Annotated in this window: 19 protein-coding genes; 13 read left to right on the plus strand and 6 right to left on the minus strand. The window is 67.8% G+C overall.

Annotation, left to right across the window (positions count from 1 at the left end; all coding sequences use genetic code 11):
• The first annotated feature begins 226 nt into the window (after positions 1–226).
• From ssd to AC6JAM_RS12295, 7 genes are all read left to right on the plus strand, one after another.
• Positions 227–1,294: a septum site-determining protein Ssd gene (gene ssd / locus AC6JAM_RS12265; RefSeq protein ID WP_497935955.1), complete on the plus strand. Its 1,068-nt coding sequence runs from the start codon at positions 227–229 to the stop codon at positions 1,292–1,294.
• Positions 1,291–2,595, plus strand: a complete 1,305-nt coding sequence (locus tag AC6JAM_RS12270; protein WP_497934765.1) for a TadA family conjugal transfer-associated ATPase — start codon at positions 1,291–1,293, stop codon at positions 2,593–2,595. The genes ssd and AC6JAM_RS12270 overlap by 4 nt, the downstream gene beginning before the upstream one ends.
• A complete protein-coding gene (locus AC6JAM_RS12275) occupies positions 2,592–3,389 on the plus strand; it encodes a type II secretion system F family protein (RefSeq protein WP_497934766.1) in 798 nt (265 codons plus the stop codon). Before AC6JAM_RS12270 ends, AC6JAM_RS12275 begins: the two co-directional genes overlap by 4 nt.
• Entirely contained in the window at positions 3,386–3,991 is a 606-nt protein-coding gene (locus tag AC6JAM_RS12280) for a type II secretion system F family protein (RefSeq protein ID WP_497934767.1), read from the plus strand. Before AC6JAM_RS12275 ends, AC6JAM_RS12280 begins: the two co-directional genes overlap by 4 nt.
• Before the next feature lie 164 nt (positions 3,992–4,155).
• Positions 4,156–4,536, plus strand: a complete 381-nt coding sequence (locus AC6JAM_RS12285; protein WP_497934768.1) for a DUF4244 domain-containing protein — start codon at positions 4,156–4,158, stop codon at positions 4,534–4,536.
• On the plus strand, positions 4,533–5,036 hold the full coding sequence (locus AC6JAM_RS12290) for a TadE family type IV pilus minor pilin (protein WP_497934769.1): 504 nt from the start codon (positions 4,533–4,535) through the stop codon (positions 5,034–5,036). Before AC6JAM_RS12285 ends, AC6JAM_RS12290 begins: the two co-directional genes overlap by 4 nt.
• Positions 5,033–5,455, plus strand: a complete 423-nt coding sequence (locus tag AC6JAM_RS12295) for an Rv3654c family TadE-like protein (protein ID WP_497934770.1) — start codon at positions 5,033–5,035, stop codon at positions 5,453–5,455. The genes AC6JAM_RS12290 and AC6JAM_RS12295 overlap by 4 nt, the downstream gene beginning before the upstream one ends.
• Positions 5,456–5,476: 21 nt before the next feature.
• Here the strand turns inward: AC6JAM_RS12295 and AC6JAM_RS12300 are convergent, their stop codons facing one another.
• Together AC6JAM_RS12300 and AC6JAM_RS12305 are read right to left on the minus strand one after the other, a co-directional pair.
• Positions 5,477–7,852 carry a DEAD/DEAH box helicase gene (locus AC6JAM_RS12300; RefSeq protein WP_056392592.1) on the minus strand — a complete coding sequence of 792 codons (2,376 nt, stop codon included), beginning with the start codon at positions 7,850–7,852 and terminating at the stop codon, positions 5,477–5,479.
• Between the two features lie 86 nt (positions 7,853–7,938).
• Positions 7,939–8,631: a GNAT family N-acetyltransferase gene (locus AC6JAM_RS12305; protein WP_018768953.1), complete on the minus strand. Its 693-nt coding sequence runs from the start codon at positions 8,629–8,631 to the stop codon at positions 7,939–7,941.
• 132 nt (positions 8,632–8,763) lie between these two features.
• On the opposite strand from AC6JAM_RS12305, the gene trhO reads away from it, so the two are divergent.
• Positions 8,764–9,660 (plus strand): oxygen-dependent tRNA uridine(34) hydroxylase TrhO, encoded by an 897-nt coding sequence (trhO, locus tag AC6JAM_RS12310; RefSeq protein WP_497934771.1) that lies wholly within the window; start codon positions 8,764–8,766, stop codon positions 9,658–9,660.
• A 66-nt stretch (positions 9,661–9,726) separates the two neighbouring features.
• Here the strand turns inward: trhO and AC6JAM_RS12315 are convergent, their stop codons facing one another.
• Both AC6JAM_RS12315 and AC6JAM_RS12320 read right to left on the minus strand, forming a co-directional pair.
• The gene (locus tag AC6JAM_RS12315; RefSeq protein ID WP_235509831.1) at positions 9,727–10,290 is read right to left on the minus strand and encodes a DUF6023 family protein; all 564 of its coding nucleotides are present in this window, start codon (positions 10,288–10,290) and stop codon (positions 9,727–9,729) included.
• A gap of 50 nt (positions 10,291–10,340) precedes the next feature.
• Positions 10,341–10,817 carry a DUF6023 family protein gene (locus AC6JAM_RS12320; protein WP_497934773.1) on the minus strand — a complete coding sequence of 159 codons (477 nt, stop codon included), beginning with the start codon at positions 10,815–10,817 and terminating at the stop codon, positions 10,341–10,343.
• Positions 10,818–10,860: 43 nt separating this feature from the next.
• Between AC6JAM_RS12320 and AC6JAM_RS12325 the strand changes: the two genes are divergently transcribed.
• The 5 genes from AC6JAM_RS12325 to proC all read left to right on the plus strand — a co-directional run bounded on the left by AC6JAM_RS12325 (position 10,861) and on the right by proC (position 17,921).
• Positions 10,861–12,528 carry a DUF7059 domain-containing protein gene (locus AC6JAM_RS12325; RefSeq protein WP_497934774.1) on the plus strand — a complete coding sequence of 556 codons (1,668 nt, stop codon included), beginning with the start codon at positions 10,861–10,863 and terminating at the stop codon, positions 12,526–12,528.
• Positions 12,529–12,657: 129 nt separating this feature from the next.
• On the plus strand, positions 12,658–15,384 hold the full coding sequence (gene topA / locus AC6JAM_RS12330; protein WP_497934775.1) for a type I DNA topoisomerase: 2,727 nt from the start codon (positions 12,658–12,660) through the stop codon (positions 15,382–15,384).
• 51 nt (positions 15,385–15,435) lie between these two features.
• Positions 15,436–15,855, plus strand: a complete 420-nt coding sequence (locus AC6JAM_RS12335) for an SseB family protein (RefSeq protein ID WP_018768947.1) — start codon at positions 15,436–15,438, stop codon at positions 15,853–15,855.
• A gap of 7 nt (positions 15,856–15,862) precedes the next feature.
• Positions 15,863–16,852 (plus strand): Ppx/GppA phosphatase family protein, encoded by a 990-nt coding sequence (locus AC6JAM_RS12340; RefSeq protein WP_018768946.1) that lies wholly within the window; start codon positions 15,863–15,865, stop codon positions 16,850–16,852.
• A 235-nt stretch (positions 16,853–17,087) separates the two neighbouring features.
• Entirely contained in the window at positions 17,088–17,921 is an 834-nt protein-coding gene (gene proC, locus AC6JAM_RS12345) for a pyrroline-5-carboxylate reductase (protein ID WP_018768945.1), read from the plus strand.
• On the opposite strand, the gene AC6JAM_RS12350 is transcribed toward proC, so the two are convergent.
• Both AC6JAM_RS12350 and AC6JAM_RS12355 read right to left on the minus strand, forming a co-directional pair.
• Positions 17,918–18,604, minus strand: coding sequence for a potassium channel family protein (locus AC6JAM_RS12350; protein ID WP_026265713.1), 687 nt, complete (start codon positions 18,602–18,604; stop codon positions 17,918–17,920). The genes proC and AC6JAM_RS12350 overlap by 4 nt on opposite strands.
• Positions 18,597–20,030: a TrkH family potassium uptake protein gene (locus AC6JAM_RS12355; RefSeq protein WP_018768943.1), complete on the minus strand. Its 1,434-nt coding sequence runs from the start codon at positions 20,028–20,030 to the stop codon at positions 18,597–18,599. Before AC6JAM_RS12355 ends, AC6JAM_RS12350 begins: the two co-directional genes overlap by 8 nt.
• Positions 20,031–20,047: the final 17 nt, after the last annotated feature.

The raw sequence follows: 20,047 nt of genomic DNA on the forward strand, positions 1-20,047 counted from the left end.
GCGGCAGAGTGGCTCCATGAGCAGGCACCAGCTGAACGCATCCACATCCGGTCCGGGACCGGCCTCCGGCTCCTCGTGGCGGCCAACGAACACGGCGCCACCATCCCGCGGGGGTCCTGTTGCGGACAGCGGGGAAGCGTCCGAGGCCGCCTGGCTGCCGGAGCATTCAAAGCCTGGCGCTTCAGGGCTCAGGGGTTCAGGGCTTGGGGGTTCAATGCCCGCCGGGATGCGGCCGGATGGTGCGGGAGAGGTTCTGCTGGTGACCTCCTCCGGCGTCCTCCGTGCCGAAGTGGAGCGTATTGTGGCAGCCGCCGGCGCGCACCTGCACGTTGTCCCGGACGCAGTGGAGGCAGGCCGCTACTGGGAGGCGGCAGCTGCCGTCCTGGTGGGCAGTGACGTGCGTGAACTGCCGCCCCGGCGCAGCACGCCTGCGGTCATGGTGGGCCTCGACGGCGAGGGCGACAGCCTATGGCACCTGGCGGCGGCCCTCGGGGCAGAGCGTGTTGCCGTACTGCCGGATGCCGCCGCCTGGCTGGCAGACCATCTGAGCAGGTCGCGGTCGCCGGGCCCGGGCGGAATGGTCCTTGGCATCACGGGCGGTTGCGGCGGTGCAGGAGCCACCACCGCCGCCATCTGGATAGCGCAGGCGGCAGCAGGGCTGGGGGTACGGGTCCTGCTGGTTGACGGCGACCCATGGGGTGGCGGCCTGGAGTTGGCGCTCGCAGCAGAGGAAACCCCCGGGCTCCGATGGCCGGACCTCGCCGAGGCCAGGGGAAGCATCGACCCCCTGCAGCTCTCGGATTCCCTACCCGTTGCGGGAGGCTTTTCCTTCCTGTCCTGGCCTGCCACACGGGAGCAGACCCTTCCCGTTGCCGCCGCAGCCGCAGCAGGTGTGCTTGATGCTGCGCGTCGTGGCTATGAACTGGTCCTGCTCGATGTGGGAAGGGGGGCAGAGCCGCTCCGTACGGTGGCCTGGGACTGCGACCGGATCATGATGGTGGTACCCGCACAACTGAAGGCAGCAGTGGCGGCGGTACGCCTGATGCAGGAGCTTCCGCCGGTGGAGGCGGCCCTGCTGGTGCGGGGCCGGCCGGGCTCCGCGCTGGACAGTTCGCTGATCGCTGACGCCGTGGGGCTGCCGGTCCAAGGCCGGATACCAGAACTCCGCGGCGTCGGCGGAGCCATGGAATCGGGCCGGCTGCTGGACCTGGGGAAGCGCCGGAACATCCGGCGCTTCGCTGCATCTGTGCTCGATTGGCTTGGCGATGACCTGCCGGCTGGAGAGTTGGCATGAGTCCGGCGCCGGGTAATCCGTCGGCTCCGGCCGGGAAAACGGGCAGCGCAGCGGGGCCGGGAGGCCTGGGCTCACGGCGCAGCGTCCGCATCCTGGAAGCAAACCAGGCAGGCCGCCTGACGCGCAGCAGGGGAACCGCCGGCAGCGGCAGGACCATCGATTCAGGGCTGCTGGAATCCGTCCGCGAGTCGATGATGGCAGAGGCCGGTGCCGTGACGCCGTCACGGGTTGCCGCGGCAGTCCAGGCGACCGGCAAGCTGTTGGGCACCGCAGGATCCCTTGCCGCCGTAGAGCGGATCAGTGCCGAACTCAACGGGCTGGGGCCGCTGCAGGAGCTCACCCGGGATCCCGCCGTCACCGACATCTTCGTCAACGCTCCCCACTCCGTCTGGGTGGACCGGGGCCGCGGCATCGAGCGGGTCCCCGTCCTGTTCGACGGCGAGGCACAGCTGCGGGCGCTGGCCTGCAGGCTCGTCGCTGCAGGCGGGCGCCGCCTCGATGACGGCTCGCCCTGTGTCGATGTCAGGCTCGCCGGCGGCTACCGTGTCCATGCCGTGTTGCCGCCGGTTTCCACGTCCGGGACGCTGCTGAGCGTCCGGATCCGCAGGGAGAAGGTCTTCAGCATGGAGGAGCTGCGCGCCGGGGGCATGTTCGGCCCGGGAGTGCAGGCGGTGCTTGAGAAGGTTGTGGACAGGAGGCTGAGCTTCCTGATCAGCGGTGCCACGGGTTCCGGGAAGACCACGCTGCTGTCTACGCTCCTGGGATTGTGTGCGGCGGAGGAGCGGCTGGTCCTGATCGAGGATGCGTCCGAACTGAATCCTGTCCACCCGCACGTGGTCGCGTTGGAATCACGGCACGGAAACCTCGAAGGCGGCGGGACAGTGGACCTGGGGGAACTCGTCAGGCAGGCACTGCGCATGCGTCCGGACAGGTTGGTGGTGGGCGAGTGCCGGGGCGCGGAAGTCCGCGAGCTCCTTACCGCGATGAACACCGGGCACAGCGGCGGTGGAGGCACCATCCACGCCAACACGGCAGCAGCAGTCCCCGCCAGGCTCAACGCCCTGGGCGCGCTCGCCGGGCTGGGACCCGAGGCTGTTCGGCTCCAGGCTGCCAGCGCCCTTGACGCTGTGATCCACGTGGGCAGGACGTCCCGGGGGAGGGAAGTCCTTTGCATCGGACTGATCGGCGACGGCCCGGAGGGGCTGACGGTGGTGCCGGCGGTTGAAGAATCGGGGGTGGCAGGTCCCGCATGGCCGGCGCTGGCTGCCCGTTTGGGAATGGACTCCGGGGTCACCCTGTGACGATCCTCCTCATCGGAGTCCTGGGCGCCGCTGTGGTGCTGCTCCTGAAGCCGCCCCTGGATGCTGCGTCCAGGTTGCGTGCAGCAGGTGGCAGCAGCCAGAAGGCACCGGGATCCCGGCAGAGCCGGATACTGCGCTGGGGCAGCGCAGGCGGACGGGGCCCGGCGAAAGTGCGGGGCCCTGGACTGACCCTGGTGGTGCAGCAGCTGGCGGCGCTTCTCAGGGGCGGCCGGACACCCGGGCGGCTGTGGGACGAGCTGTGGTCCGTGTACGGCACGCCGCAGGACGGGCAATGGCATGACCACGCGGCGCTCCCATCCCCAGCGCTGTCAGAGGGTTCAACTGCCGTCCTGGCTTCCGCACGCGCGGCCGCGGCAACCGGAGCCCCTGTCTCGGAGGCCATCCGGCGTGCGGTTTCCACGGCGTTGCCTCACAGGGACCGGGAGGCCAGGACCTGGTCTGAGCTTGCTGCCTGCTTTGACATCGCCGAAGCCAGTGGATGTCCGCTCGCCGACGTGCTGACCCGGTTCGTGGCCCAGCTGGAAGCGGAGGATGATGCGGATGCAGCCAGGCAGACCGCCCTCGCCGGCCCCAAAGCCACGGTCCGTCTTTTGACCTGGCTTCCGTTGATGGGTCTTGGACTGGGTGCTGCCCTGGGCGTGGATCCATTGGCCACCCTGCTGGGAACACCCCTGGGACTGGCCGCATTGTTCAGTGGCGCGGTGCTCACGGCAGCAGGAAGGGTGTGGTCCGCCAGGCTTGTTGCGGCGGCCGCAGGGACAGGAGTGCCATGACACCGGGTTTGGCTGCAGGCTTTGCACTGTTCCTGCTGCTCGCCGCAAGTGCCTGGCTTGCCTGTTCCGGCTTTAAACGGTCGCGTCACCGGCTCCGCCACCTGTTTCATGCCGTCCCCGGGGCGCAGCAGGTGGCCGAAGCCGAGTGGCCCGCAGGGGGCCGCGGCGCAGGCCTGAAGGACACTGCCATGATGCTCGAACTCGTGGCGGCGATGCTGGATGCCGGAGCCGGCATCGGGCGATCGCTCGAACTGGTGGCTGCCTCGGCCGCGCCGCAGTACAGGGACTCACTGCGGCCGGTCGTCTCGGCGCTGGCCATCGGGGCCGACTGGGAAACAGCGTGGCGCAGCTCCGCCGTCCGGCTCCCCGAAATCCTGGAGCTCCGGGATGCGCTGGGCTTCGCCGCGCTCACGGGGGCGCCATCGTCTGCAATCCTCTACGCCCAGGCAGCAAGGCTTCGCCGGGAACGGTTCCGGGCCGCGGAAAAGCGGGCCGCTTCGCTTGGCGTGAAGCTGGTGGTTCCGCTGGGCCTGTGTTCACTCCCTGCCTTTATCTGCCTTGGCGTCGTCCCCGTGCTGCTTGCCCTGGTTCCCACCGGGTAACCTGCCGCTGCCGTGGCCACCGCGAACGCCGATCCCTTCCTCCACAACACCGGGACGGCCCACCTTTTCCACTTAGCGCATCCCCTCCCTTACCTGCTCCCGCTGGGCGGGGAAGAGTCAAGACAGCCGGGAAACCACCGGAAACCAATGGAAAGGAAAACCACATGTCCATCCACCACCGCCGTCACTACACGGCAGGAACCTCCGCGTTCGCCGCGTCCGGCCAGAAGCCCGCGAAAAAGGACGGCGCCCCGCGCAGCACCAGCAGCATCCCATCCGCTTCCGCCCCTGCCGTGGGCCCAAAGACTTCCCTCCCGGAGGCAGGCAGGATCGTCGAACTCCACCCTGGTTCGGGAAGTCTCCGGCCCAAGACATGGCGCCCCACGGGGCTGCTGGGTTCCCAGGCCGGCATGGCCACCGCGGAATATGCCATTGCTACCCTGGCCGCCGTCGGGTTCGCCGGGCTGCTTGTGTTCATCCTCCGCAGCGACGAGGTACGTGGTTTCCTGCTCAACCTCATCCGCACCGCGCTGGCGCTGCCGTGACACCTCTGCCGGCGGGGCTGCGAATTCATGGACCCCTCACGGCCGTCGTCGGCAGCAGCGCCGGCGGCAACGATGACCGGAAGACGGCGGACGCCGGTGCAAACGCCCGCGGCGCGGTTACCGCAGAGTTCGCCGTGGCACTGCCTGCCGTACTGGCATTGCTGGCCATGCTGCTTGCAGCAGCCGCCGCGGGGATGACACAACTGCGCATCGAGGAGGGAGCCAGGGCCGGTGCCAGGGCGCTGGCGCGGGGTGATGACACCGCGGCAGTGGAACGGACGGTCCGGACGCTCGCCGGCGGTTCGGCGGCTGCGTCAGTTGCTGCAGACGGCGAGTGGTTCAACATCACGGTCACGGACCGCGTGCCTGGGCCATTGGGAGCATCCATCCCGTGGACCCTCACCGCGCGTGCGTCAATGCGGAGCGAAACAGCCGGGACGGGAGCCGGCATCGGCACCAGTGCCCTCAGGGGCTCCACGCATGGCCAGGCCGCCAAATGATGGCCGATGCCGGACGGCCCCACACCGCCGCCGCCAGGCGCCACACCACCAAGGGCAGGCGCGGGGCGGGAAGGCATGACGGCCGCGAACGCGGTTCGGGCACAGTCCTGGCCGCAGGGCTGGCCCTTGTGGTCATGACGGCCATGGCCGTCATGCTGCTGCTGGCCCAGTCCGCCGTGCTGGCCAGCAGGGCGGCAGCAGCTGCGGACCTGGCGGCCCTTGCCGCAGCGGATGCGCTCCGCGGCATCACCACGGGCGAGCCCTGCAGTGTTGCCGCCGAGGTCGCCGCGCGGCACGCCGCCACGGTCCTTAGCTGTAACGAGGGCGAGGGCCAGACCATTGAGGTGCGGACCCGGCTTGGCGAGCGCCCGCTGCTGGGAGCCGCAACCGGACATGCCCGGGCAGGGCCGCCGCCATAGCGCTGACGCCGGCCTCGGGCGTCAGCTCCTCGCCTCCACATCCACACGGGACGTCTCGGAGGCATCCTTGAGCAGGACATCCAGCAGGGTCACCGCGGCGGCCTTGTCCAGCGGATTGTTCTTGTTGCCGCACTTGGGGGACTGCACGCAGGACGGGCAGCCGGACTCGCACTCGCAGGCCTTGATGGCGTCCCGGGTTGCCGCCAGCCACACCATGGCCTTGTCGAAGCCCCGTTCGGCAAACCCCGCCCCGCCGGGGTGCCCGTCATACACGAAGATGGTGGGCACCCCGGTGTCCGCATGCAGTGCCGTGGAGACCCCGCCGATGTCCCAGCGGTCGCTGGAGGCGACGAGGGGCAGGAGCCCGATCGCGGCGTGCTCGGCGGCGTGGAGGGCACCGGGGAACTGGGCTTCGATGAGGCCGGCCCCCGTCAAGGAACGGTTGTCCACCACGAACCATACGGCCTTGGTGAAGAGCTCCCGGGCACCCAGCTCAAGGGGCTCCTCACCCAGGACTTCGTTGGAAATCAAGGCCTTGCGCTGGAAGGAGACAACCTGCGTGGTGACCTTCACATCGCCGAAGTGGACGGTTACATCGCCCCATTGCATGGTCCGCACCGTGTCCAGGACCTCGATCTGGGTCACGTCCCGTGCTGTGGTGTAGTAGTCGGGGTTTGCCCGGCGAACCATGACACAGTGGTCGTCTTCGTTCAGGTCCTCCACCACGTAGGTGTCGCCCTGGTGGACGTATACCGCGCCCGTGTGGGCCTGGTAATGGGTCTGGGGCGAGTCCATGGTCCCCAGCAGCGAGCCGGTCTCGGCGTCAACGATGCTGACCGGACCGCCGCCGTCGGCCCGGAGATTGACCATGGCCGCGGCGCTTTGCGAGTGGGTCCAGAACCAGCCGGCGGGACGCCGCCGCAAATATCCCTGCGCCACCAGACGGTCCAGGAGCTTTTCGGCAGTTCCGCCAAAAAGGTCCAGCTCCGCCGGTCCCAGGGGGAGTTCCGCTGCCGCGGCGCAGAGGTGTGGTCCCAGCACATAGGGGTTGGACGGGTCGAAGACCGTGGCCTCCACCGAGACATCGAAAATCGCCTCCGGGTGGTTCACCAGGAAGGTGTCCAGCGGATCATCGCTGGCCACAAATGCGGCGATGGCATCCTGGCCCGCCCTGCCGGCGCGGCCAATCTGCTGGAACAGGGAAGCCCGCGTCCCGGGCCAGCCGGCCACCAAGACCGCATCGAGACCGGAAATGTCGATTCCCAGCTCCAGGGCGGACGTGCTGGAAACGCCCAGCAGCTGGCCCGACCGCAGCGCCTTCTCCACCGCGCGCCGCTCTTCCGGAAGGTATCCGGAGCGGTAGGCGGCCACCCGCTGCGGGAGGCTGGGGTCCACCTCGTCAAGGAGCCGCTTGGTGATGGCGGAGATGGTCTCGGCGCCGCGGCGGGATTTGATGAAGGCAATGGTCCGGATCCGGGCGGACACCAGGTTGGCGAGCAGGTCAGAAGTTTCGGCCACTGCCGTCCGCCGCTCCTTGGCCCCGTTCTCGCCCCGGACCTCGGTCAGCGCCGGTTCCCAGAGCGCCACGGTGGTGGCCCCGTGGGGCGAGCAGTCCTCGGAGACCGCCTTCACGGGGGCGCCGATGAGGCGTGAGAAGGAGACATCAGGCTCGGAGGCGGTGGCGGAAGCGGCGATGAAGACCGGTTCGGGGAACGAGGTGCCCGCGCCGTAGTACGCGCAGATCCGGCGGAGCCGGCGCATCAGGTTGGCAACATGCGATCCGAAGACGCCACGGTAGCTGTGTGCCTCGTCCACGATGACGTAGCGCAGCCGGCGGAAGAACCCGGCCCACCAGGCATGGTTGGGAAGGATGCCGAAATGCAGCATGTCCGGGTTGGCCAGGATGAAATTCGCGTGGTCCCGGATCCACCGCCGGGCGGCCGGATCCGTGTCGCCGTCGTACGTTTCCGCCCGTACCGTGGGCAGCCTCAGGGCCCGGATGGCGTTCAGCTGGTCGGCCGCCAGCGCTTTGGTGGGGGAAAGGTAAAGGGTGACGGCACCGTCGTCGTGGATCTTTCCCGGCTCCGCCAGCACGCGCAGCTCGGAACGGTGGATCGCATCCAGCGCCGGCAACTGGTACGCCAGCGACTTCCCGGACGCGGTTCCGGTGGCCACCACAACGTGCTCCCCGGCATATGCTGCATTGGCCGCGTCCACCTGGTGCCGGTACGGCTCGCGGATGCCAAGCGACCCGTACGCCCCGAGAATGTCCGGGTGCACCCAGGCCGGCCACGGCGCGTGGATTGCCTCCCGCGCCGGGATCCTGCGGACATGACGGAGCTGTTCCGGGTCCGGGCCGCGGCCCAGCAGAGGAATCAGGGAGTCATGGGGGTTCACCCCACCATTCTTTCATCCGATGCACCGCGGCAGGCCACGGGTCACCAACGGGAACCCCGCAGCCCCGCTCCGCCGGACGGGCCGGCTCAGCTCAGCGACAGATCCGATCCGTCATGCGATGCCGAAAGCATCAGGACCCGGGCAATGGTGCTCCAGCCGAGGTGCGAATAGAGCTTCTGCCCGTCCACGGACGCCAGCAGGAGGCCGGTCCGGATGCCGCGGCCGGACGCCTGCGCCGCCAACGCCCGCATGATCAGGCTCCCCAGGCCCCTGCGCTGGAATGCCGGCTGGGTGATGATCTTGTCAAAGACGGCGGTATCACCCACTACGAAGGCCCGGCCGCCCGCCGCGACCGCGTCCCCCGAAAGGACTTCGGCGTAATACACGCCGTCCCTTTCGTACGTGGAAAGTCTCAGGTCGTCATCGGAAAGCCACGGGTCCTCCGCGTCCTGGGTTTCCATGTCAACGATCATCATCGCCTGCGAATCCGAGGTGACATTCAGGCCCTGCCGGCCTGCCATTGCCGCATAGCGGGAGGGGTCATTGGTAAGGATGGTCAGCACCCGCGCGGGGGTTTCTGCGGTTCGGGCGGCCAGCGTGGCGAACTCGTCATCAGTAGGTTCTGAGGCGAAGACTTCCCACTCGCCGCTGGTATCAGCACGGAGTGCTGCCGGGAAGCGGCCCTCCTTGGCGGTCTGGTAACCGCGACACCCGGCCCAGCCCGCAACCCACACCTCAAGCAGGCCAGTGATGTCTTCAACCGCGGTTTCCGGACTCATGGCAAGAAGACTATTCCAGCCCGATCGCCAGCAACAGGGGGTAGGGAATCGCTTATGCAATCGTAATGAGGCCCTCCTCCGGGCGTTGTGAAGCAGGACCAGGCCGCCGCTGCAGCCGGTACCCTTAAATGCGTGGCTTTGAACAAAATTGTGCTTTTCTACGGCTTCACCCCCATCACCGATCCGGACGCCGTCCGGCTCTGGCAGCGCGCCCTCTGCGAGAAGCTGGGCCTTACGGGCCGCATCATCCTCTCTAAGGACGGAATCAACGCCACCGTGGGCGGGGAAATCGGCGCCGTTAAGCAGTACGTCAAGACCACGCGCGAATACGCCGGGTTCCGCGGCATCGACGTCAAATGGTCCGACGGCGGAGCAGAGGACTTCCCCCGGCTCAGCGTCAAGGTGCGGGACGAGATCGTCTCCTTCGGCGCACCCGGAGAACTCAAGGTCGACGCCAACGGCGTGGTGGGCGGCGGGAAGCACCTCAAACCCGAGGAACTCCATGAACTGGTGGATGCCAGGAAGAAGGACGGCGAGGACGTCGTCTTCTTCGACGGCCGCAACGCGTTCGAAGCTGAGATAGGCCGGTTCAAGGACGCTGTAGTCCCGGACGTGGCCACCACCCACGACTTCATCAAGGAACTGGACTCCGGCAGGTACGACTCCCTGAAGGACAAGCCGGTGGTCACCTACTGCACCGGGGGCATCCGCTGCGAGGTGCTCTCCAGCCTGATGGTGAACCGCGGCTTTAAAGAGGTGTACCAGCTGGACGGGGGCATCGTGCGCTACGGCGAAGCCTTCAAGGACCAGGGACTGTGGGAAGGCTCGCTCTACGTCTTTGACAAGCGCATGCACCTGGAGTTCAGCGACGACGCCAAGACCATTGGCCAGTGCGCCCGCTGCTCCGCGCCGACCAGCAAGTTCGAGAACTGTTCCAATCCCAGCTGCCGCACGCTGACGCTGTACTGCACGGAGTGTGCCGCCAGTCCCGAGACGTTGCGCTGCCCCCAAGGCTGCACCGCCGCCTGAGGACGGTGCCGCCCCGGACGGAGGTGCCAAGCCAGGGTGAGGCCCCCGCCGGGACAACCCCGGCCGTCAGAGCCGGTACACGCGGAACGCATAGTTGGCCGCGGTCCTGGCCTCCACCCTGACCGTCAGGACGCTGTCTGTGGACAGGTAGATGACGTTTTCGCGGTTGATGCCGCACCGCAGGCCCAGGTCCACCAGCGTGAGGGTCTCAGTGCGCACCGTGAAGGTCACCCGGCGCTGGCTCCTGCAGGCGATGGCCAGGGTGTAGGTTCCGGTCTTCAGGACCGGTGAGGAGATGGTCCGCACTTCCGCGGGGGCCAGGAGCCCGGCATCGGCCTGGACCACCGGACCGGTGCCGTCGGGGAGCGCCCGCGACACCCAATCGCCCAGTTCCGCCTCGCTGACCGGGTCCTGCTGCAACGGGTCACGGGTGAAGGCCGGCGCCGGGGCGGCGCTGGCGGTGCCCTGCACGGTGCCGGTCCGGGCGTCGTCGTACGTATATTCGCAGCCGGCCAGCGCACCTGCCGCAAGCACCAGCCCAAGGGCGACGGCGGCGGCGGGCTTCGGTGCCAGCGGCGCCCGTGCTCTCCCTCGGGGAAGGGGCGCGGAGATTCTCCGCACACTGGGCATAGTCAGACTTTATGCCCGCAGCGGGCGGCGGACCATAGCCCGAGCGGGCGTTATTGGGCCGGTACCAGCTGGTAGGCGTAAAGCAGCGGAGCGTCCACGCTGGAGCTGCTGATTTCTACCTGTCCGGCAGCCGGCAGGCTGATTTTCGTGGTCTCGCGCCGGCCGTTGCAGGCGGCCCCGGCTTCCGCCACGGGCTTGCCGTCCAGCGTCACCGCGAAGAAGGCCTTCCCCGTCCCGTCACAGACTGCCGTCAGCGTGTAGCTTCCGGCAGGCACCCTTGCGGCCGCCTGCACGATCCGGTCGCGGTTAAGGATCTTGCCCGAGTCCTGGAGCACAACGGCCGCTGAGGAGGAGGGCAGGGCCGTGGCCCGCCACTTGGGGACATCCGCATTCTCCACGGAGGTCCCGGGCGAACACCCCGCAACGGCCAGGGCGAGGACCGCGGCAAACAGAGTCCCCGGCAGCGGCCGGCGCACCGCAGCGGCTGCCATGCGGGCGCGCGGAAGGAGGGCAGGACGTGAAGGCATGGCTCCACCGTACCGCGCAGGCAGGCCGGACTAAACTTGAGCGGTGCCTAGATCCCCTCACGAGTTCACCGCCGGCAACACCCCCGACGCTCCCCGCAGCGACCTTCCCGGCCTGCTGGCGGCGCTCGCCGCAGACCTCCGCCGCCTCGATTACACGCTCGACGGCGTCGCCCGGCTGCTTGGCCCCACCGCCTCCGCGGCACTGAACCGGGACCAGATCATCCCCGCGCTGCTCGCTGCCGAGCGGGCAGTGCGGCAGGACAACCAAGCAGCGCCGCTTGCCGCCGTCGTCCGTCTGTGGCTCCTTGCCGAGCCCCAGGAACGGGAAACGCTCGACGCCGCCCTGCCGGGCACAGGCGTGGAAGGCCTCCTCGAGCTTGGGCTGGTACAGCCCGTTCCCGGCTCGGGCCTGCTCACCGCCAAGGCCGACCTGCGGCCGTACGGATGGGACAGGAATGACGACGGCAGCGGCGGCGCCGAGCTGTGGGTGGCCAGCGACCTTGCCGCCCACCAGCAGGCCGGGGTGCTGCGGCACGACCACGTCCTGGGCATCGGGCAGGCCTCCACCACCCTGGTGCAGACCACCATCCGCCGCCACACCGAGCGCGCCCTGGACCTGGGAACCGGCTGCGGCATCCAGGCCTTCCACCTGCTCCACCACTGCCAGCACGTGACCGCCACCGACATCTCCGAGCGAGCCCTGGCCTACGCCCGGTTCAACATCCTGCTCAATGCAGAGGCGCTGTCCGTCGATCCCGACCGGCTCGAGGACCGGGTGAGCCTGCGCCTGGGTTCCCTCCTGGAGCCTGTAACCGGTGAGGAATTCGGGCTGGTGGTCTCCAACCCGCCGTTCGTCATCACCCCGCGCAGTTCCGGCGAGGATGCCGCAGACCAGTTCACCTACCGCGACGGCGGCCTCCCTGGCGATGACATCGTCGCATCCCTGGTGGCAGACCTGCCCGGGATCCTGGCCCCCGGCGGTTCGGCACAGATGCTGGGCAACTGGGAAGTCCCGGCCGGCTCTGGCTGGGACGAGCGGCCAAAGTCGTGGGTGCGGGCGGGAACTGACGCATGGTTTATCCAGCGCGAGCAGGTCAGCCCGGAACAATATGCCGAAACCTGGCTGCAGGACGCCTCGGAATCCCGGGACCGGCAGCACTACCGGGACGCGTACGCCGCCTACCTTGACGACTTCGCCTCCCGGAACGTGGCAGGGATCGGTTTCGGCATGGTGTGGCTGCGGCGCCCCGCACACGGCGGCCCGGCCGCCATCAGCCGTTTCGAGGAAATCAGCTACCCCATCGAGCAGCCCATCGGACCCCACCTGGGTGCCGCCGTCGAACGCAGCGACTGGCTGGCCGCGCATGATCTTGCCGGCACGCACCTGCTGGTGGCCGACGACGTCACCGAGGAGCGCCACCAGCGCCCCGGTGCCGAACACCCGGGCGTGATCCTGCTCCGGCAGGGTGCCGGGCTTCGGCGCACCAACCTGATGAGCACCGAGCTGGCGGGCTTCGTGTCCGCGTGCGACGGCGACCTCACCGCCGGTCAGATCGCCGGTGCCCTGGAGGCCCTCCTGGGTGGGGCCCTGGACGCCGGCGGGGACGGGGAGGAAGGGTTCGACGCCGGATCCTTCCAGGGTGCGCTGCTCGCCGACGTGGCCAACCTGGTCCGCGACGGCTTCCTCGTTCCGGCAGGGAGCCCAGCCTGACGGGAGGCCCCCTAAGACGCTCGCCGGAACCCCGTCTTTTCCACATGAATGCGCACGATTCCCCAAAATATGGTGAACTAGGCGAACATGGGCTCATCTGCCCCAGCAACCTTTTTCTGTAGGAGCACAGTGCCAAGCAAGGCCAAAACCGGCAAGAAACTCGTGATTGTGGAGTCTCCGGCCAAGAGCAAGACCATCGCCAAGTACCTCGGCGAGGGCTTCATCGTTGAGGCCTCCATTGGTCACATCCGCGACCTGCCGCAGCCGTCCGAACTCCCTGCCGAGCTGAAGAAGACCTCGGTGGGCAAGTTCGCCGTGGACATTGAGCACGACTTCAAGCCGTACTACGTGGTGTCCCCGGACAAGAAGAAAAAGGTGACCGAGCTCAAGGCTGCGCTCAAGGACGCCGACGAACTCTATCTCGCAACCGATGGGGACCGCGAAGGCGAAGCCATCGCGTGGCACCTGCTGGAAGTGCTGAAGCCCAAGGTCCCGGTGTACCGGATGACGTTCGGCGAAATCACCAAGGAAGCCATCCAGCGCGCCATGGGCAACCTGCGCGACGTGGACCAGGACCTGGTGGATGCCCAGGAAACCCGCCGCGTGCTTGACCGGCTCTACGGCTACGAAATCTCCCCCGTGCTGTGGCGCAAGGTGGCGCGGGGACTGTCCGCCGGGCGCGTGCAGTCCGTGGTCACACGCATGGTGGTGGACCGTGAACGCGAACGCATGGCCTTCAAGGCAGCCTCCTACTGGGACCTGACCGGCCAGTTCGGTGCCGACTCCGGCTCCTTTAAGGCCAAGCTTGCCGCCGTTGACGGCGCCAAGGTGGCCACGGGCCGCGATTTCAACGACAACGGCGAACTCACTTCCCGGAACGTGGCCCACCTCAACGAGGAACTGGCAACGTCCCTGGCGGCAGGGCTGCAGGATGCGGAGTTCCGGGTCCGCTCCGTTGACACCAAGCCGTACACCCGGCGTCCCGCGGCGCCGTTCACCACCTCCACGCTGCAGCAGGAGGCGGGCCGGAAGCTGCGCTTCTCCTCCAAGAGCACCATGCAGATCGCCCAGCGGCTGTATGAAAACGGCTACATCACCTATATGCGTACGGACTCCTCCGCGCTGAGTGACGAAGCCATCACCGCTGCCCGCCGGCAGGCTTCGGAGCTGTACGGCCCCGAGTACATCCCGCAGTCACCGCGCGTGTACACCGGCAAGGCAGCGAACGCGCAGGAGGCACACGAGGCCATCCGCCCCGCCGGCGACTCGTTCCGCACCCCGGCCCAGGTGGCCAAGCAGCTGTCGGGCGACGAATTCCGTTTGTACGAACTGATCTGGAAGCGCACCGTCGCCTCCCAGATGGGCGACGCCAAGGGTTCGACGGCGACCATCCGCCTGGGTGCCGTGGCCACCGACGGGCGGGACGCGGAATTCTCCGCCTCCGGCACCGTGATTACCTTCCCCGGCTTCCTCGCCGCCTACGAGGAAGGCAAGGACGAGACGCGCGGCGACGACGACTCCGACGAAGCGCGCCGCCTGCCCAACGTGGCCAAGGGCGACGCCCTCACCGCTGCGGACATCCAGGCCGTGGGCCATGAGACCTCCCCGCCTCCGCGCTACACCGAAGCATCCCTGACCGCGGAACTGGAAAAGAAGGGCATCGGCCGCCCGTCCACCTACGCCTCCACCATCTCCACCATCCAGGACCGCGGCTACGTCCGGAAGCAGGGCTCCGCGCTGGTGCCCAGCTGGATCGCCTTCTCGGTCATCCGGCTCCTGGAGCAGCACTTCTCCGACTACGTGGACTACGAGTTCACCGCCGACATGGAAGGCGATTTGGACAAGATCGCCAACGGCCAGGAAGCCGGCGCGTCATGGCTGCGGCACTTCTACTTCGGCGAGGACCCCGACCCCGGCCTGCTGAGCATCGTGAACAACCTGGGCGAGATCGATGCCCGGGAAATCAACTCGATCCCCATCACAGACGACATCACCCTCCGGGTGGGCAAGTTTGGCCCCTACCTGGAAAGCTCGGCGGCAGTGGTGGACCCGAAGACCGGCGAAATCGTCGAATCGGCGCGCGCCAATGTGCCCGAGGACCTGGCCCCCGACGAGCTCACCGCCGCCAAGGCCATCGAACTGATGGAGACGGCGGCGCCGGAGGAACGTGTGCTGGGCACCGACCCGCACACGGGCCACACCGTTGTTGCCAAGAACGGCCGCTACGGCGCCTACGTCACCGAAATCATCCCGGAGATGACCGAGGAACAAATTGCGGCGCAGCCGGTGGAGTACTACAAGAACGGCAAGCCCAAGCCGCCCAAGAAGCCGGTCAAGGCCAAGCCGCGCACCGGTTCGCTGTTCAAATCCATGACCGTCGAATCGGTCACGCTGGACGAGGCACTGCAGCTCATGAGCCTGCCCCGCGTCCTGGGCGAGGACGCCGAGGGCAACCTCATCACGGTGCAGAACGGCCGGTTCGGCCCGTACCTGAAGAAGGGAACCGACTCCCGGTCCATCGGCTCGGAAGAGGAAATCTTCACCATCACGCTGGAGCAGGCGCTGGAGATCTACTCCCAGCCCAAGCAGCGGGGCGCCCGCGCCGCGGTTCCGCCGCTGGCAGAGTTCGGCCCGGACCCGGTGTCCGAGAAGAACATCGTGGTGAAGGAAGGCCGGTTCGGCCCCTACATCACCGACGGGATCACCAACATCACGGTTCCGCGGGCCACGCCCCTCGAGGAACTGACGCGCGAACAGGCCGTGGAACTCCTGGCCGAGAAACGCGCCAAGGGTCCGGTCAAGCGGACCGCCACCCGCAAGGCTCCGGCCAAGAAGAAGGCAACGGCGAAGAAGTAGCCCGTGGCCGGCGCGTTTGCGCCGGCCACCGGATCGTGATCGGCTAGTCGTATGACTGAACAGCCAGCGCACACGGACCTCCAGCCGCTCAACGACCTCGAAGAGAAGCTCGCCACCGGCGGACAACCCGACGCGAACCCCGTGGACGTCATCCTGTCGTTCCTGAACAGCGAGGTCTACATCATCAGCTCGGACACGGTTGAGGGCATCGACTCCCAGGTGGAGCCCCTGGTCCTTGCCAACGCCGACGGCGACCCCGTCCTTGCCGTGTTCTCGCACCCGAGCCGGGTGGACCAGCAGTACCTGGAAGCTGCACCCAACGTGCTGGGCACCCAGGGCGCCGCCATCATCGCCAACCTTGGCGATGAACTCGGCATGGTGATCAACCCCGGTGCTGCCTATGGTTTCGAGATCAACCCCGAAGGCGTGGCCAACATCAGGCGCGACTTCAAGCGCGCTGACGAGCAATAATGTCCCCATGCGTCTAGGCGTCCTCGATATCGGTTCCAATACTGTCCATCTGCTCCTGGTGGATGCCCACCCCGGTGCGCAGCCGGTCCCGTTCGCGTCCCACAAGCGGCCGCTGTCCCTGGTCCAGTACCTGGAGCCGGACGGCAGCATCAGCGACGAGGGCCAGCACGAGCTGACCGAGTTCGTGCTGGAAGCGTGGGAATTTGCTGCCCGGCACAAGGCCGAGGACCTGCTGGCCTTCTGTACGTCAGCCATCCGCGAGGCCACCAACGGCCCGGCAGTGCTGGCCCGGGTCAAGCACGAAACCACGGTGACCCTCCAGGAACTCACCGGAAGCGAGGAAGCGTCCATGACGTTCTTCGCGGTGCGGCGCTGGCACGGGTGGGGCGCCGGACCCATCCTGAACCTGGACATCGGCGGCGGTTCCTTTGAAATGGCTTTCGGCCAGGACGAGCTCCCCGAAGTGGCCACGTCCGTGCCGCTCGGCGCAAGCCGCCTCACCCGGGACTGGCTCGCCGAGGATCCGCCGTCGGCCAAAAGCGTCAAGGAACTCCGGCGCTATATCAGGGCGACGCTCAAGCCCGCCGTCCGCGGGTTCGACGGCCTGGGCCGGGCCAATGTGGTGGCCGGCACCTCCAAGACCTTCCGCTCCCTGGCCCGGATCGCCGGGGCTGCCCCCAGCGCTGAGGGCCCGTACGTCAAACGGGAACTGCACGCCTCGGACCTGGGGATCTGGACCCAGCGGATCTCGGCCATGAGCTCGGAGGACAGGCTGCACCTTCCCGGCGTCTCCGAGGCGCGGGCCCATCAGCTCCTGGCCGGCGCGCTGGTGGCCGAAGCCGCGCTTGAGATGTTCAAGTTCAAGAAGCTCCGCATCTGCCCCTGGGCACTGCGTGAAGGCCTCATCCTCCGGCGCCTGGACCAGCTGGTATTTTCCGGTCCGCTGGAGCCGGCACCGCATGTGGCCGCTTCCCGGCCGGTGGAAGCACCGGTCTAGGGGCCCAACGCCCCCGCTGCCGCGGCCGTTAAAAGCGGAAGCACCGGGGCGGGCAACAGGAAAATGGGGGAAAACCTGTCGCCGCGCCGCCGGTGCCCTGGCAGGCATCCCCATGCCTGCCGCATCACTCGCACCCTCAATGAGGTAATAACTACGTTAGGACCGCAAGTTGTGTGCTGCCTGCGGTGAAGATGGGAGTTGCCTGTGAATGCCTGCCTCCTGCAATGATGGAGGCATGAGCAACCGAATCGCATTCCTTGGCTGTGGATCCATGAACGAGGCCATTCTTGGCGGCCTGCTGGAGGCAGGGACGGATCCCGGGGATGTGGTGGCCACGGTCCGCCGCGCGGAGCGTGCATCCGAGCTGGCCGAGCGCTACCCGGGGATCACTGCCATTGCCGGCGAGGAGGAACCTGACAACAACAGGCAAGCCACCAAGGGGTCCGCCGTCGTCATCCTTGGCGTCAAGCCGGTGGGCATCGCGGACCTTGCCCGGGAGATCAGCCCGGCACTTTCGCCGGACACCGTGGTGGTCAGCGTCGCCGCCGCGGTCTCGATCGCCCAACTCGAGGCAGCCCTCCCGGAAGGGCAGCCGGTCATCCGGACCATGCCCAACACGCCGGCAAAACTGGGGCGCGGCGTCGTGTCCGTCTCGCCAGGAACCCACTGCAGCCCTGGGCAGCTCCAGAAGGTCAAGGACATCCTCCAGGGCGCAGGCACCGTGGTGGAGGTCCCGGAGGAGCAGGTGGACGCGCTCTCCGCCATCAGCGGGTCCGGCCCGGCCTACGCTTTCTACCTCGCCGAGGCCATGGCGTCCGCCGGGGAGGAACTGGGCCTGGACCGGGAGTTGTCCCTGTTGCTGGCGCGCGAAACGGTTGCCGGTGCGGGCCTCATGCTCGCCCAGCCCGGAGCGGACCCGGCAGCGCTGCGCAAAGCCGTGACCAGCCCCAACGGCACCACCGAACGCGCCATTGCCACCTTCGACGAACAGGGCATCCCGGCCATCATTGCGGCCGGTGCCCGCGCGGCAGCCGACCGGGCAGCGGAGATTACCAGGCAGCTCGGCTAGGGCCGCGCGGCGAACCGTTCGAGCAGGTCCACGTGGCCGGAGACGATGAGCATGTCGCGGGAGGACACCTTGGTCTCGGGCCGGGCATAGGTGAAGTCCTCGCCGGGGGACTTCACGCCCACAATGGTCACGCCGTACTTGGAACGGACCTTTGACTCGTCCAGGGTGAAACCCACGGTTTCGCGCGGCGGGTACATTTTCACGATGGCAAAGTCGTCGTCGAACTCGATGAAGTCCAGCATGCGCCCGGAGACCAGGTGCGCGGCGCGGACACCGGCGTCGGCTTCCGGGTAGATCACGTGGTTGGCGCCGATGCGGGTCAGGATCTTGCCGTGGGAGGGCGTAATGGCCTTCACCCACAGGTGCTCGATGCCGAGGTCCACCAGGTTGACGGTAATCAGCACGGAGGATTCGATGGAGGTGCCCACACCCACGACGGCGGAGCTGAACTCCTGGGCGCCGAGCTGGCGGAGCGCATCGATGTTGGTGGCGTCCGCCTCCACCACGTGGGTCAGGAGGGGCGCCCATTTCTGCACCAGGTTCCGGTCCCGTTCGATCGCGAGGACTTCCCGGCCCTGCTTCACCAGCTGTTCAGCCGTGGATGATCCGAAGCGGCCCAGCCCGATCACCAGTACAGGGGCATTGTGGGCGGGGCGCCGGGGGGCGTCTGTGGAACTAGCCAATGATCGGCCTCTCTTCGGGATAGTGGTACAACTGGCTGCGCTGGCGCAGGGCCAGGGCAGCGGCGAGGGTAACGGTACCCACGCGGCCCGCGAACATCAGCGCCGTGAGGACGTAGACGCCGGCGGGCGGCACCTCCGCGCTGAGGTTGGTGCTGAGTCCCACCGTGGCGAACGCGGAGATGGTTTCGAACAACACACGGTCAAGTGACTGGCCGCTGATGTGCAGCAGCAGGAAAGCCGACACGGAAACCAGGGTGGCGCCGGCGACGATCACAGAGATGGCCACCCGCATGCTGCCCTGCGGGATGGTCCGGCCGTAGACCTTGACGTCGGCGTCGCCACGGGCCTCGGCGACGATGGCCAGGAACATGACGGCGATGGTGGTCACCTTGATGCCGCCGGCCGTGGAGGCGGAGCCGCCGCCGGCAAACATCAGGGCATCGGTCAGCAGCATAGTGGTGGAGTCCATTTGGTTCTGGTCCACCAGGTTGAATCCGCCCGAACGCGTCATCACGGACGCGAAGAGCGCGTGGGTGATCTTGTCGCCCACGCTCATGGTGCCGATGGTCCGGGCGTTGTCCCACTCCATCAGCGCCCACAGGAACGCCCCTGCCGCCAGGAGGATCAGGGAAACCTGGATGGTGAGCTTGGTGTGGAGATTCCACTTCTTCCAGTTCAGGCCGTTCTGCTGCAGGACCATCACCACGGGGAATCCCAGGCTGCCCATGAAGACCCCCACCATGAGGGGGATCAGGATCCAGAGGTCCGTCTCGTAGGGCACGATCCCGTCCGAGTGCGGCGTGAAGCCGGCGTTGTTGAACGACGAGATGGCATAGAAAATACCGTGCCACACCGACTGCCAGAAGGGCTCACCCAGGGTGAGGAACCGGGGGACCAGCGCGAGCGCCAGGACACCCTCGATGACCACGGACGTGGTGATGACGATCCGCAGCAGGGTGCCCACCTCGCCCAGGCGCCCGGCGTTGTTCATGGACTCCGCCGCGATGATCTTGCCCCGGACACCCAGCCGCTTGCTCACCATCAGTGCCAGCAACGACGCCAGCGTCAAGGTGCCCAAGCCGCCGATGAAGATGCCCACCAGGATCACCAGCTGGCCGAAGAAGGACCAGTGGACCGCCGTCGACACCACCGTGAGCCCCGTGACGCACACCGCAGAGACCGCGGTGAACAGCGCCTGGTGGATAGGCGTGGGGGTTCCGTCAGCTGAGGAGACCGGCAGGGACAGCAGGAACGTGAACACCGTGCAGACGGCGGCGAACGCCGTCAGCGCCAGCCGTGCGGGTGTGGTGTTGGCAATGTCGTCAATGAAGTCGCGCAGCCGCGTGAGGACCCGGAGGCCCTCCCGCTCCTGCGCCGGGGGGTGCCAGGTGGCCGGCGTCCGGGGCCTCGACTGGCTCTGGGTCATGTGTGGCTTTTCCTCGG

The sequence above is a fragment of the Arthrobacter sp. GmRoot5-12 genome, assembly GCF_059739365.1.

Bases quoted from the DNA above. Each gene is read 5' to 3' on its own strand.
- ssd (WP_497935955.1), top strand. From the start codon at position 227: ATGCGGCCGGATGGTGCGGGAGAGGTTCTGCTGGTGACCTCCTCCGGC.
- AC6JAM_RS12270 (WP_497934765.1), top strand. From the start codon at position 1,291: ATGAGTCCGGCGCCGGGTAATCCGTCGGCTCCGGCCGGGAAAACGGGC.
- AC6JAM_RS12280 (WP_497934767.1), top strand. From the start codon at position 3,386: ATGACACCGGGTTTGGCTGCAGGCTTTGCACTGTTCCTGCTGCTCGCC.
- AC6JAM_RS12285 (WP_497934768.1), top strand. From the start codon at position 4,156: ATGTCCATCCACCACCGCCGTCACTACACGGCAGGAACCTCCGCGTTC.
- AC6JAM_RS12295 (WP_497934770.1), top strand. From the start codon at position 5,033: ATGATGGCCGATGCCGGACGGCCCCACACCGCCGCCGCCAGGCGCCAC.
- AC6JAM_RS12305 (WP_018768953.1), bottom strand. From the start codon at position 8,631: ATGAGTCCGGAAACCGCGGTTGAAGACATCACTGGCCTGCTTGAGGTG.
- AC6JAM_RS12315 (WP_235509831.1), bottom strand. From the start codon at position 10,290: ATGCCCAGTGTGCGGAGAATCTCCGCGCCCCTTCCCCGAGGGAGAGCA.
- AC6JAM_RS12320 (WP_497934773.1), bottom strand. From the start codon at position 10,817: ATGCCTTCACGTCCTGCCCTCCTTCCGCGCGCCCGCATGGCAGCCGCT.
- AC6JAM_RS12335 (WP_018768947.1), top strand. From the start codon at position 15,436: ATGACTGAACAGCCAGCGCACACGGACCTCCAGCCGCTCAACGACCTC.
- AC6JAM_RS12340 (WP_018768946.1), top strand. From the start codon at position 15,863: ATGCGTCTAGGCGTCCTCGATATCGGTTCCAATACTGTCCATCTGCTC.
- proC (WP_018768945.1), top strand. From the start codon at position 17,088: ATGAGCAACCGAATCGCATTCCTTGGCTGTGGATCCATGAACGAGGCC.
- AC6JAM_RS12355 (WP_018768943.1), bottom strand. From the start codon at position 20,030: ATGACCCAGAGCCAGTCGAGGCCCCGGACGCCGGCCACCTGGCACCCC.